Source organism: Bacillus sp. bc15 (assembly GCF_900142585.1).
GTDB lineage: Bacteria > Bacillota > Bacilli > Bacillales > Bacillaceae_G > Bacillus_A > Bacillus_A cereus.
Genome location: NZ_FRBJ01000001.1, coordinates 964798 through 977287, shown reverse-complemented (window position 1 = coordinate 977287; position 12490 = coordinate 964798). Strand labels below are relative to the sequence as shown.

The following is a 12490-nucleotide window of genomic DNA, read 5'->3' as shown; positions in this document are numbered from 1 at the left end:
TATCTTTCGGTATTGTTCTTTCCCCTTATTAAATACGATAAATTGTTAATGAGAACACAAAGTTCATTTCGAATGTATTCCGCTATTTGTGGGCAGTAGGACCCCCATCTCAAAATTCAGCGAAAGCAAAGAAGTTAAGTGGGGACCCTGCTGCCCGTAAAAGCCCGATTGGTGAGGGCTGATAATCAGTGGGGGATGCCCCCTGATTAAAGTTTCACTTTATTGATTCAGTAGAATACAACTTAGATTGTGATGGGAATAAAGTAAACACACACAAGACGATAGTAATAAATAACATGATCAATGAACCTACAATAACTACAAGTTGTATAGAAATGAACTGAGTCGCAACACCAGATAATATTGTAATAAAGATTGTTACTAACGCAATAACAAGTCCATATATACTTCCGATCCGTCCCATTATATGAACGGGAACGTTATTTTGGTAAAACGTATAAAATCCTGTATTTGCATATGCCATAGAGAAAGATAAAATAAAGAATCCAATAGCAGCTATTAAAAATATATTTGAAAAAGCATAAATTAAATAACCAATTGCGATGAATAATGATCCTATTCCAATTAGAAATGAATGTGCTAATTTCTTTGACAAAATTGTATTTGTTATGGCACCTAAAATAAATCCTGCACCAGCTATACTAACTAGAAAACCATATTCACTATCTGTTAGTAGTAATACCTCTTTCGCAAACGATAGTTCAAGTGAATCAGTAGCAGTTGCTAATACGAACATACTTTGAAATAAGAAATACACACATACGACATACACATGTTTTCTACTAAAATTTATAACAGTGTTCCAATCTTTTTTTAATACTGTAAGAGATAATGTATTACTTGTTGTATCCGAAGCTTCTTTCTTATCAAGATTAGGTAAAAGTAATGTAATTAATCCTGATAAGAGAAATGCTATAGCATTCATATATATAGCAAACTCAGGTGTACTCGCAATTAATAAAACCCCTGCTATCGCTGGACCAATTAAAAATGCACCAGATCCTATTAAACTGCGTAATGAGTTGAAACGTTGTCTTTGCTCTACTGGAATTAATTTCGTCATATACGTCATAGCAGTTGGCTCATAAATTGCACTGGCCATACTTATAAAGAATACGAATACATAAACAATCCAAAGTGACGGAAGTAAAGGTAAAATAGCGATAAATAACGCACGATATATATCGAGGTGAATCATTAATTTCCGTTTATTTAAACGATCAATCATACTCCCAGACCAAGCGTTTGTAAATAAAGTGGCTAATGGTTTTATTACATATAAAGTAGCAACAGCTAAGGCTGAGCCACCCATATTATAGACAAGTACATTCAGTGCTATTAAGTAAATCCATGCCCCTAAATTCGCAATACCAACTCCGGACAATAGTAACAAAGGATATTTCCAATCTTTAAGTAAATTTTTCATTTTTGGCCCCCGCTTTCAAAATTGTTTTACAACAATAAAAAAATCCCACCCCCAAGACTTTTAATCTTAGGGACGAGATTTATCATCGCGGTGCCACCCTAGTTTGTTAATATGTCACCATACTAACCTTATCAGGTACTGCATTCTAATTCATGCTTATACCATAGCTCTATAACGGGAGCTCCCGTCACACCATCCCCTAATAATAGGTTCCGATATGCTGCTCAGAGGCTTGGTTCAATAAAGAATTTTTACTCCTTTTCAGCTACATGGAGCTCTCTGTGAAAAATTCATTTTATTTACTCTTCTCTTCACTGCATTTATTTTTTCCATATTATCACATATTCATTTAACTGTAAATAAACAATAATCAGATATTTAACAACATGTCACTTTTAGTTCTTTTATTTATTATTTTTTCTAAAAATTACGGTGCGTGAAATTACTCGCAACTCTAACGAAAGAGCTATTTGCATATAGCTCTTTCCAAATGCCTGGATTAATTCGTATTCGCCTCTGTTAACGGTTGTAACGGCGGTTCTAATTCTAGTTCTAGTGTATCTCCTTCTTGTAAATCTTGTCCTTTTTCAATACTTTGACTCGTTACATAACCCGTACCAGAAGTTTTCAAATCTAATTTCAAAAGTTTAGAGAAATACATAACATCACGCATGGACCACCCTTTTACATTTGGCATTTGTGCGTTATTCCCTAATAAAAATATACGATCACCTTCACTCATTACCTCGCCAGACTGTGGATATTGTTTTATTATTTTTCCTTCTCCTAAAATTACCGGCTGTAGCTTCTCTTTTTCTACACTTTTCTCTATTGTATCCATCGATTGATTTACATAATTTTGTACTTTTAATTGAGATTGTTTTGCTGCATCAGCTATTTGTTTTTCTGTATACGGTTTCACCTTTAAATATTCAAGGCTGTTTTTTATAACAGGTTTAAATATTTCAGCAAGAGGCTGAGCTCCATACTCATCTCCTTTTAACTTTGGCTGCTTAATAGCTAAGTATACGATTAACTCCGGATCATCAATTGGAGCCATTCCTAAAAAGGAGAAAATGTAATTCTCTTTCCCTTCCATATATCGGCCGTTTTCAGGATTCGGGATTTGTGCTGTTCCTGTCTTACCTCCAATTGGATAACCATCTACTTTATACATTGTACCAGTTCCTTTTGAAGATGTTATAACACGCTCCATTAAGCTTCTAACCTTGTCCGCTGTTTCTTTTTTTATCGGATTCCCAATTTCTTTCGGTTGATTTTCCATAATAACTTCTTTGTTTGTTGGATTTACAACTTTATCAACGATATATGGTTGCATCATTTTCCCGTCATTTGCTATAGCAGTAGCCGCTTGGATTAATTGAATCGGAGTTACTGTAGAACCTTGACCAAAAGAAGTTGTAACCTGTTGAATTTGTGTATTTAATAATAAAGTATTTTTCCTTTCTCCAGGTAAATCTATCCCTGTTTTTTGATTGAATCCAAATTTATTCATATATTGCTTAAATTTATTTGGTTTCAGTAACTGATCTTCTAAAATAGAAAAAGCTACGTTTGATGACCTTTCAAATCCTTCATCAAATGTAATTGATCCCCATCCAAATCCACCATTATGGTCTTTTATATCAGATGAACCAACGGAATATTTTCCAGATTGAAAATATTCTTTTCCGTTATATACACCTTCATTAATGGCAGCTGCTAACGTAAAAACTTTCATTGTTGAACCTGGTTCATATGCATTTGCAATCGGGTCATTTAAAAAGTATTCGATATCACCTACATTAGGATTGTAACTAGGTTTACTAGACATTGCTAAAACCTTTCCTGTTTTTGGATCAGCAATAATGCCAATTAACATAGAAGGATCATAATGTTCTTGCGCTTTGTTCATCGCTTCTTCTAAAAAGCTATTAATTTGTTTATCAAGCGTTAAATATACGTTATTCCCATTTTTAGCTGGTTCTACTTTACCTATATCATTCGTAAGCGGAATCCCCCTTCGTGTACCCACATATTCTATATTCCCGTTTGTAGAGCGCAAATATTTATCCAAACTCTTTTCAAGCCCAAACTTCCCTTCCGTATTCCCTTTATCATCTGGTCTAGCAAAACCAAGTATATAGGATGCAAAGTCTTCATTCGGATATACTCTTGCTTTTTCCGACATAAAAGATACACCTGGTATTTTTAAATCATTAATTTTTTCCTTCTTTTCCCTAGATAAGTTCCGACCAATTTTCCCAATTTCAACTTGCGTACGCCCTTCATGAAAGTTTTTTAATACTTTTTCTTTATCAATTTCAAGCGCATCGGCTAATTGTTGTGCGGTTTCATCTTTATTTTTCACTTTATCTTTTCCTTTTAAATTCACAACAACTCGATACGTTGTAGAATCTTGTACTAACACCTTTCCGCTTTGATCATAGATAGTGCCACGATTCGCTTCTAAAACACCTTTTTTATTATGTTGTTCATTCGCGAGATCCTTTACATTCACATTATGCACGACTCCTACTGCCTGAATATAGAATATACGCAAAATCATAATAAGAAACAAAACAATAAAAGCAATCATCATATATCGAGCGCCTTTATTCGTTTGGAGTTTTTGCATACTTATCTCCTCTCTTTTGGAATGGATTCGTACGAAGATCCGTTTTAAAATTTGTAGTTTTTGTTTGCGATACTATATGTTTCGAAGTTTTCTTTTTAATTCCTTTAAAACAATGCAAAACTAACTGTTGTTATTTTGTGTCATTATTTTATATATTTTAAATACGGTGCGTGAAATTTCAGAATATTAATTAGTACAACTTGATTACAGAGCACTCTAAACTCTTTTCGTATTTCCTATAAAAATTCCCCTCTGGATGTCCAAAGGGGAATTTTTATAGGAAAATTATGCGATATGGTTATATTTCGCTAAGAAAGGAATTCGTCTCGCTACTAATGCATACATTTTGAATACAAGTTTCGCTATTGGTTCAAACATACGTGTACTTTGCATTACTAAAGCGCTCGTAATAAGTGTTAAGAATGCTGCACCAAGTATATCTAAAGGATAATGAACACCTACGTACATACGTGATATACCGACTATTACTGCCCATAATAGCGCGATATATTTCAGTTTTTCTCCTCTAAGAATAAATACGAAGGCGATTGAAAATACAAGTACAGAATGATCACTAACGAATGATGAATCTGCTGCATGTGGTACTAATTGATGTACATCATGTGATACGAACGGACGCGGATGGTAATATACCGCGTGTATAAGAACATTTACTAATAATGCAATAATAACCGAAAGCGTCGTATATAAAACTGTATATTGTTTTCTAATTGCCTTTTCTTTCTTTCCATTATTAAACCATAAGATAAACATAAATAGAACGGCTACGTATGCAGCGCTATTTGTAATAGCAATCATTAACGTATCTAATAGTTTGGATGAATCAGCAAAATTATTAAACCACTGAAATACTGTGTAATTCATTAAACTCTCTCCTTACATACAAGTGTTCTTGATTTACACAGTATACAATACCATTATGAAAATAGGCTTAAACTTTTTTCATCTAATTCTCATTTTACTATTACTCATGTGACAATTATTAAACAAATTTTATACGCTATTTATGTATAAAGCCGGTAAGCCTTTATAATAAAGCGGTTCGTATTTTTTTCATGTTTGAAATACATAACATATTCATTTAAATATACTAATTGCAAAATCATATTTTTTAATTCATTTGAAGTACAATATTTCCGAATTGTTCCCCATGTTCCATACGGCTTAGTGCTCGAATTGCTTCTTCTAACGAGTAAACCTTATCAATAATTGGTTTAATTTGATATTTTTCAATAAACTTTATCATCTCATTAAATTCCTCACGGCTACCCATGGATGTTCCCATAATATCAATTTGATTATAAAATAATGCGCGTAATGGTAATTCAATTTTATCTCCTGAGCTTGCACCAAAATTCACGATTCTTCCATTTGGTTTTAATACATCAAAATATTTCAAGAAAGTTGCCGGGCCTATACTATCTATTATTAAATCTACTTTTTCACCTTGTAAGCTCTCTTCCCAATTTCCGGTACTATTAAAAGAAATATCTGCACCATATTTTTCAGCAAGTTCCCTTTTATTCTCTACCCTTGAAGTAACACTCACATTTGCGCCGATTGCTTTCGCGAATAACATGGCAAATGTAGCTACACCACCGCCTATTCCCGGAATTAAAACATGTTCACCGCACTTCAATCTACCCTTTGTAAAAAGTGCTCTATATGCTGTTAATGCGGATAAAGATAAAACACCTGATTCTTCCCAAGTAAGATATGCCGGCTTTTCTACTACATTTTCAGCCGGTACAATTACATATTCAGCAAACGTTCCACCTTTCGGTCCACCTAGCACTTCCGGTAACTCTGGTACTTCAGTAGCATGTTCCCATCCAATACTAGGATTAATAATAACTTCTGTATGTAGTGTAATATTTGAAACTCCTTCTCCTATTTCTGTAACAATTCCTGAGCCATCTGACCCTATTACTAATGGTAGATTCATTTCTTTTCTATTGTTTATAATAAATAAATCCCTATGATTTAACCCTGCAGCTTTTAACTTTATTTTCACTTCACCTGCATTAGGACTTATCTCAGGTGAAAATTTATATTCTAACCCCTCTAATCCTTTTTCATATTGATGTACAATAGCTTTCATTGCTTAATTCCCCCTTAATATTTCCAATGTACTAGAAATATCAAAATAAATAAAATAGTTTGCCTCCAATAATTAGAAATTATATATTTTGTCATGAAAAAAACAAAAAATCCTCTCCCTATAAAAAGTATAGGAAGAGGTTTCAAAACTAGTTAGATAAGAATCTATAAATTTATTGAATTCTAGCCAATTCTAATATTTTTCGAATAAATGGCGCTTTTGCCTTTGTATATGAAACACGATCAAAAGCATATGTAATAGCAAGCCTCTCTTTTAATTCTCTATATTCTTTACGTGCCCATTCATGGCTTATTAGAAAGTCACGAAATAAAATATTGTTTCTCCACTCATCACTATTATAAATATAAATATGCAAATGATGAGTACCCGCTCTCCATTTTCCCTTTCTAAAAAAACGCCAATTGGTTGCATCTTTTGGAACATACTCATATCCAATTTCCGATAGAACTTCAATCCAGTTTTCAGTAATTTGTAAGTCTGTTACGCCAATCATCATATCAATAAGAGGTTTAGCTCCTAATCCTTCTACTGCTGTGCTTCCTATATGTTCAACAGCAATTATTTCTTGTCCTAACAAGGAACAGAATTTCTCTTTTTCTTTTATATACTCTTCAACCCAGTCTTTTTGATATGCTTTAATAACAATTTGTTGATCCATTGTATTCACCTCTTTATAAGTGTTTATCATTATATTTATAAAATTTTATATTATTAGCATAGGATTTCCATAAAATATGTCGAATAGTGGAATATACAACATAATTATATTAAATGTGAGGTAATCTATGAAAGATAATTCCGTGGAAATTCAGTTAAATAACGTAACATTCCAATTAAAAGAATATCATAATTTTGATTGGCTTATTAAATTAGGGACCGTATTTGCAGTTTTTGACCAGCAAGACTCAGGTAATATAAGTTTTGGTGTAGAAAAAGATGGGCATAAGAAATTTATCAAATACGCAGGAGCACAAACAATTGCATTTGAAGGAACAACGGGTCACGCTATTAAAAGGCTAAAAAATTCAGTTACTATCTATGAAGATTTAAAGCATGAATCGCTCATAAGACTAATTGATCATTTTCCAGTCCAATCTGGATATGTATTAATTTTCGATTGGTTTGATGGTGAATGTCTTCATTCGCATTGGAGTTTCCCACCTCCTGAAAAATATAAAAATCCAAACTCACCATTTTATAAATTTAGGCATTTATCTGCTATAGAACGAATTCATTCCTTATATTCCATTTTTTCTTTCCATACTTATGTAGAAAAGAAAAACTATGTAGCAATAGATTTTTATGACGGTAGTATTTTATATAATTTTAATACAAACGAAACAAAAATTTGTGATATAGATTTATACAGTAAGAAACCTTACATAAATAAAATGGGCCGGCTATGGGGTTCCTCCCGTTTTATGTCACCAGAGGAATTTGAACTAAACGCAACAATCGATGAAAGAACAAATGTATTTAATATGGGAGCAATGGCTTTCTCACTTTTAGGCGGTGAAAAAGATCGTTCTTTTATAAAATGGGAAGCAAGTAAGGAATTATATGAGGTAGCGTATCGTGCTGTAAATAAAGATCGCGCAGAACGGTATGCATCAGTTACAGAATTCTACGAAGCGTGGTTAAAAGCAGCTAACGCAGAAAAGATATAACCCTAAATTATTAAAAGAAATATAGAGTTTATACTATACTTGTTTTCTTTGCTATTGCAAACTTCAAAAAAGCTGCAAGTAGGAGGAGGAGCGGTATTCCCTGAATAAAGAGAAATCCTCCAAAAAAATCAAGCGTAGTGCTATATGGAGAGTCTGTTGCCATCACACCTATAAATAAAGCCATTGGACTTGTGAGTAGATTTATCCCTAAACAGATCATTATCCATGATAGGTTTTTAGCCTTAATTTTTGATGAACCAGACAAGAAAAATAAAAATATCGCAGTACCAAATATAAGAAACAGTGTTACATAAAAACTTACCATAATATCCCTCCATGAATCTAATTGTACCATTAGCAAGGACAAATTTGAATAAATAGGATATTCATGTAAGTCAGATATAGTGTCTCTTTATCAGTGGTAAGAAAAGAGTGGATTCCTACTCTCTCACAAGGAATCCACTCTTTCTATTTCTACAACTCTATTTATATACGTTCCTCTTTTTGTCCTTACGAGAACTGCCATCACTAGATCATTAACATAATTATCTTTAGCGGAAGTTAAAGGTTTTTATTTTCTTGCTCAATTAAAGCACCTGTTAGTTAAAGATTATGGATAATTAATTTGAAAGTTTTTTATCTAAATACACCTTTTCTTTTGGAAGGCCAATCTTCTAAGGCATCTTCGTGTAGTTTTGTGAATAATTTTGGTATTTGGTCTATTGGGAAGTATTTTAAATCCAAAGTCTCAATACCATCTACAGTAAGTTCTCCACCAATTGGCTTACATTGAAAACAATGAGTGATAGTCTGAGCTTTATCTCCGTTCGGAAACTCACCAGAATATTTAGAGTAGACACCTATAAGATGTTCAACTTCAACATTTAATCCTGTCTCCTCAAATATTTCTCGTTTAGCGGTTTCTTCAAGAGATTCTCCAAGTTCCATAGCCACCACCTGGAAGACCCCATTCATTTCTATCTCCCCGTTTTTGTAAAAGAATTTCATTTCGTTCGTTATAAACAATACCTCCAGCAAAATTAAGAAATATTAAATCATGTCCTACTTTTCCCCGGATATAACGAATGTAGTCCTTATTTGTAGTCATAAATTCCCTCCTAATTTATATATAAAATACAAATTAATTATATATAAAGATAGAAGAAAATAGTAACAAAAATGATAATATTCCTTATTCTCATAAGGGATTTGCCCTTTACTTTTTATCAATCTATGCGTTTATTAACCATTTCTTAAAACAATTTTATCGCAGTTCTAAAAATTGGTGTCCTCTAGTTTTCTAGCCGGACTATATTCTATTTTCAAGCCCATTTCTATCTCCCCATGAATAAAACTCAACGTTCTGTTTATACTACAACTACATCTAGAGACACATCACTGTTTAGAGCGGCTAGGTTTTGTTAGCTGCTCTTTTGTGTTTTACACAAATAAAATCAATAACTCAGCATATAATATCTATGTAGCTAGACTATTACCTCTGTATCGAGCAGTTAGGCTGGGCTAAATGCTCTCTTATTTATGACAAAATAAAACTTTTAAACAGAATTACTTTCGTATAACATTTTCAATCTCGCTTACACTATAACTGTAAATTTAAGTTACACATCTATTACTTGTAGGGCCTAATTTTCTTTTGTGTAACAATTGGTTAGCTCATAAAGTTAACCAATTTGTTGCCTTAAATATTTTTTATTTCTCAATACTTAATACCTAGAATTAATTCTAATTTATTGGCATTAAACTATTGACATTGATTTTCCTCATATGCAATTTTTGAAAAGGCCTTTTCTCTCACATTAGGCTCTTTTATTTATTAAAAAAAGATTATTTTATATAGATTACTATAAGCATCCATAAAGCCAAAGCACCAATGATAGCGAGTACTATACGTGTAGATAGTATCCTTACTTCAAAGTCTGTTTTCTTGGAGGGTTCAGGATATGCAATTATGTAAATTCCCTTTAATAATGCAAGCCATGCAATAACCGTTAGGAATCCCTGCCAGTTGAATACCCATACATTATGTAGAATTACAGTACCTAATCCTAGGAAAATTGATAGAAAACCATACATAATACCAAACCCTCTGTCTTCAACCACTAATTTTTTTAAGTCACGTAGCACCGATGGACGGACGAAAAGTATTCCCGATACGATAACCGTCATCCATCCCCAGAACAGCCCTAAAAAAGTACTAGTTTCCATTATTATTTCACTCCCCTCAATTATATTTATATTTCAGATATTCCTTCCTTTAGAACAATTCCAGCACTTTTATGTGTAGGTTAAAGTCTGCTCTTTTTTAATACAAACATTCCGTATTCAATGCCCATACTTAATCACACCATTTCTCTACAAAATGAAATTTTTATTAATCTTCCTCATCTCCGTAACAGTTATATAATTCCTAGCATTCTTCCGACTTGCTATTCTACTTTGATTCACTGGTCTTGTATAAAAACGAACTGTTGCATGAAGTACGATCATATACTCAGCGCACTCCTGTATAGTTCTAATCCATAGAAATGATTCACTTTTATAAACGACGTACTCCTTTAGGTTCAATGTTCATTCTCCCTTTTGATTAAAATAGCGCTTTTATTAAAAGTTTCTATCTTTATCATTCCCTATCCGCTTCTACTGCGCCAAAGCTTGTACTATTTGCATACGCTATTAATAAGTAAGAAGATAGGAGGTGTAAATAGAATGTCTTGCATTATCACAGGGTTAACTCAGCCACTTTGTTTAACTCTTATTTATAATATTTCTAACGGTAAACTTGTATCCTCCTCCGTTGAGTACGGATCATGTTCACTATCAACAGAATTTGATTATGATAGTAAGAATCTAGTTATTAGAGTGCCATTTACTGGTGAAGGTACACTTGTATTTAACAATAATTTCGAAGCAAGTTGCGTCACAACGAATATAACTCAACCGTAATCAAATTTATTTATCCTTAGGGAAAAGTAGAATTGTACTTCTATTTCCCCCCTTCTCCCTCCTTTAGTAAGATAAAACTCGCATTGATAATTCAAATAACGATTTTGTTTGAAAATTGCACCATCATTAAAAACATACATACAATATGATGTGAACCGTTTTTTCAATATACATCTTAGTCATAGGGCGCTTTAAAAGGCGCTCTTTAGTTTTGAAATAAAGAATTTGTTCGCTTTTTTGATACATTTATGAAACATTCATATGTTATCTTCAGTACGTTCTTTTCTCTTTATAATGCCGTGTGAGATATACTCAGATTTGAAGCCCTAGCCCCCCTAAATCTAGGGCTTCTCTATTCAAATAACATTTTTATTTAAATTTAATAAAACCTCCCTTTATCCAAATAGATTCAAATTTAGCTATTTAGCATATATAATACTTTTAAACAATTTAAATTCTATACATAAACAATGGAGGCTTTAAAATGGGGAGTGTCCAAAATTTAACACCACAACAATCAATCTCAAAAAAACAAATTGACCCTAATAAGAATCAACAAACGAATAAAAAGCTAAAACGTCGTCTGTTATTAGCACTTGCTTTTATGCTACCTATGGTTATTTCCATTCAAATCTACATTTATAAACAAGAAGATATGATTCAAGAAAAACAAATTACACTTAATACAGAAAAGAAAAAATTGTCTGAATTAGAACTAATAGGACGTTATTTTGAAAACGATGTTAAAACTTTAACAGAGAGCGAAGAAGGTATTTTAAAGTTCGCAAGGAAACTATATGGATTCTCCAGACCTAATGAAACTATATTTCAAATAGCTGAATGACTTTTCAATACATAAGCGATTGTCATTAATCAAGGAGTGAGTTAATGATCATCGCTTTTTATCAAAATTCTATCAAATAACTATTTTATTAAAACATTTCACCTTTTAACTGGACAAGCATATATTATTGTATGGAGTCATCCACTCATAGAAATCTACCTTTCTTGTCCAAGAGCACGCTTATATGCGTGCTCTTTTTGATTGTATATAAAGACTTCACATACATTAGAAATATACATACAATACTCTTTTAACTGCTGTATTTGCTCTGGATCACGTATTGGTTGAACAAAATTCATTATTCATTGCCTCCCTTTTCTTCTGTCTCGTAAACTTCTAATCCAAGTGCAAAAGCAAGTTTATAAAACGCTTTAGACTTCCAGCGTCGATAAGTGCGCTTTGACATCCCTATTTCGTTATAAACCATGTAATTACATACGTCCTCTTCTTCTAAATAACGTTTATAAATAATATCTCTTTGAATGCTTCCTGCACGCCCGTTTTCTAATCGATTTAGAAACTGATCAATACGTACTAAAATTCTTTCAAGCCACTCTTCTCGTTCGTTTTATTGAATATTTGCTATAGCAACATCTTCTAATGATTTTCCAACTGTAAGTGTAGGACCATGCTCACGTATTTCATAAGAAGGAGTGACTTTCATTTCTTTACGTATTGTCCCAAATTGTCTTTGTATACGTACGCTTTCCAACACACCTTCTAATTCTTCTTGTGTCGCTGTTCTATCAATTTTTGGTAAGAAAGATAATTGTTTAGTCATGTAAAA

12 protein-coding genes, 2 pseudogenes and 1 other annotated feature are annotated in these 12490 nt (G+C 32.6%); of the genes and pseudogenes, 3 read left to right on the top strand and 11 right to left on the bottom strand.

Annotated elements, in window-relative coordinates:
• Window positions 1-214 precede the first annotated feature (214 nt).
• The 5 genes from BUA87_RS04830 to BUA87_RS04810 all read right to left on the bottom strand — a co-directional run bounded on the left by BUA87_RS04830 (window position 215) and on the right by BUA87_RS04810 (window position 6886).
• A complete protein-coding gene (locus BUA87_RS04830) occupies window positions 215-1447 on the bottom strand; it encodes an MFS transporter (RefSeq protein WP_072938593.1) in 1233 nt (410 codons plus the stop codon).
• A 65-nt stretch (window positions 1448-1512) separates the two neighbouring features.
• Window positions 1513-1771, bottom strand: a binding site (T-box leader).
• 175 nt (window positions 1772-1946) lie between these two features.
• Window positions 1947-4085 carry a penicillin-binding protein gene (locus BUA87_RS04825; RefSeq protein WP_072938590.1) on the bottom strand — a complete coding sequence of 713 codons (2139 nt, stop codon included), beginning with the start codon at window positions 4083-4085 and terminating at the stop codon, window positions 1947-1949.
• Window positions 4086-4370: 285 nt separating this feature from the next.
• A complete protein-coding gene (locus BUA87_RS04820; protein ID WP_001110122.1) occupies window positions 4371-4970 on the bottom strand; it encodes an undecaprenyl-diphosphatase in 600 nt (199 codons plus the stop codon).
• Window positions 4971-5217: 247 nt separating this feature from the next.
• A complete protein-coding gene (locus BUA87_RS04815) occupies window positions 5218-6207 on the bottom strand; it encodes a zinc-binding dehydrogenase (protein ID WP_072938587.1) in 990 nt (329 codons plus the stop codon).
• 172 nt (window positions 6208-6379) lie between these two features.
• On the bottom strand, window positions 6380-6886 hold the full coding sequence (locus BUA87_RS04810; protein WP_000372679.1) for a GrpB family protein: 507 nt from the start codon (window positions 6884-6886) through the stop codon (window positions 6380-6382).
• 127 nt (window positions 6887-7013) lie between these two features.
• On the opposite strand from BUA87_RS04810, the gene BUA87_RS04805 reads away from it, so the two are divergent.
• Window positions 7014-7895 carry a protein kinase domain-containing protein gene (locus BUA87_RS04805; RefSeq protein ID WP_072938584.1) on the top strand — a complete coding sequence of 294 codons (882 nt, stop codon included), beginning with the start codon at window positions 7014-7016 and terminating at the stop codon, window positions 7893-7895.
• A gap of 28 nt (window positions 7896-7923) precedes the next feature.
• Here the strand turns inward: BUA87_RS04805 and BUA87_RS04800 are convergent, their stop codons facing one another.
• The 4 genes and pseudogenes from BUA87_RS04800 to BUA87_RS31660 form a co-directional block, all read right to left on the bottom strand.
• Window positions 7924-8220 (bottom strand): hypothetical protein, encoded by a 297-nt coding sequence (locus tag BUA87_RS04800; RefSeq protein ID WP_072938581.1) that lies wholly within the window; start codon window positions 8218-8220, stop codon window positions 7924-7926.
• Between the two features lie 311 nt (window positions 8221-8531).
• Window positions 8532-9003: pseudogene (locus BUA87_RS04795) on the bottom strand (NUDIX hydrolase).
• Window positions 9004-9740: 737 nt separating this feature from the next.
• Complete coding sequence (locus tag BUA87_RS04790; RefSeq protein ID WP_000450247.1) at window positions 9741-10121, bottom strand: hypothetical protein; 381 nt, start codon at window positions 10119-10121, stop codon at window positions 9741-9743.
• Window positions 10122-10268: 147 nt separating this feature from the next.
• Complete coding sequence (locus BUA87_RS31660) at window positions 10269-10481, bottom strand: hypothetical protein (protein WP_001049409.1); 213 nt, start codon at window positions 10479-10481, stop codon at window positions 10269-10271.
• A 141-nt stretch (window positions 10482-10622) separates the two neighbouring features.
• On the opposite strand from BUA87_RS31660, the gene BUA87_RS04780 reads away from it, so the two are divergent.
• Both BUA87_RS04780 and BUA87_RS04775 read left to right on the top strand, forming a co-directional pair.
• Entirely contained in the window at window positions 10623-10859 is a 237-nt protein-coding gene (locus tag BUA87_RS04780) for a hypothetical protein (protein ID WP_001277643.1), read from the top strand.
• A gap of 484 nt (window positions 10860-11343) precedes the next feature.
• Complete coding sequence (locus BUA87_RS04775; RefSeq protein ID WP_072938578.1) at window positions 11344-11703, top strand: septum formation initiator family protein; 360 nt, start codon at window positions 11344-11346, stop codon at window positions 11701-11703.
• A gap of 155 nt (window positions 11704-11858) precedes the next feature.
• Here the strand turns inward: BUA87_RS04775 and BUA87_RS31205 are convergent, their stop codons facing one another.
• On the bottom strand, window positions 11859-12002 hold the full coding sequence (locus BUA87_RS31205) for a hypothetical protein (RefSeq protein ID WP_002094038.1): 144 nt from the start codon (window positions 12000-12002) through the stop codon (window positions 11859-11861).
• Window positions 11977-12484 (bottom strand): annotated as a pseudogene (locus tag BUA87_RS04770) (ArpU family phage packaging/lysis transcriptional regulator). The gene BUA87_RS31205 and the pseudogene BUA87_RS04770 overlap by 26 nt, the downstream one beginning before the upstream one ends.
• Window positions 12485-12490 lie beyond the last annotated feature (6 nt).

Coding starts and splice junctions, on each gene's coding strand:
- BUA87_RS04775 (WP_072938578.1), top strand. CDS start 11,344: ATGGGGAGTGTCCAAAATTTAACACCACAACAATCAATCTCAAAAAAA.
- BUA87_RS04805 (WP_072938584.1), top strand. CDS start 7,014: ATGAAAGATAATTCCGTGGAAATTCAGTTAAATAACGTAACATTCCAA.
- BUA87_RS04800 (WP_072938581.1), bottom strand. CDS start 8,220: ATGGTAAGTTTTTATGTAACACTGTTTCTTATATTTGGTACTGCGATA.
- BUA87_RS04830 (WP_072938593.1), bottom strand. CDS start 1,447: ATGAAAAATTTACTTAAAGATTGGAAATATCCTTTGTTACTATTGTCC.
- BUA87_RS04780 (WP_001277643.1), top strand. CDS start 10,623: ATGTCTTGCATTATCACAGGGTTAACTCAGCCACTTTGTTTAACTCTT.
- BUA87_RS31205 (WP_002094038.1), bottom strand. CDS start 12,002: ATGAATTTTGTTCAACCAATACGTGATCCAGAGCAAATACAGCAGTTA.
- BUA87_RS04825 (WP_072938590.1), bottom strand. CDS start 4,085: ATGCAAAAACTCCAAACGAATAAAGGCGCTCGATATATGATGATTGCT.
- BUA87_RS04810 (WP_000372679.1), bottom strand. CDS start 6,886: ATGGATCAACAAATTGTTATTAAAGCATATCAAAAAGACTGGGTTGAA.
- BUA87_RS04790 (WP_000450247.1), bottom strand. CDS start 10,121: ATGGAAACTAGTACTTTTTTAGGGCTGTTCTGGGGATGGATGACGGTT.
- BUA87_RS04815 (WP_072938587.1), bottom strand. CDS start 6,207: ATGAAAGCTATTGTACATCAATATGAAAAAGGATTAGAGGGGTTAGAA.
- BUA87_RS04820 (WP_001110122.1), bottom strand. CDS start 4,970: ATGAATTACACAGTATTTCAGTGGTTTAATAATTTTGCTGATTCATCC.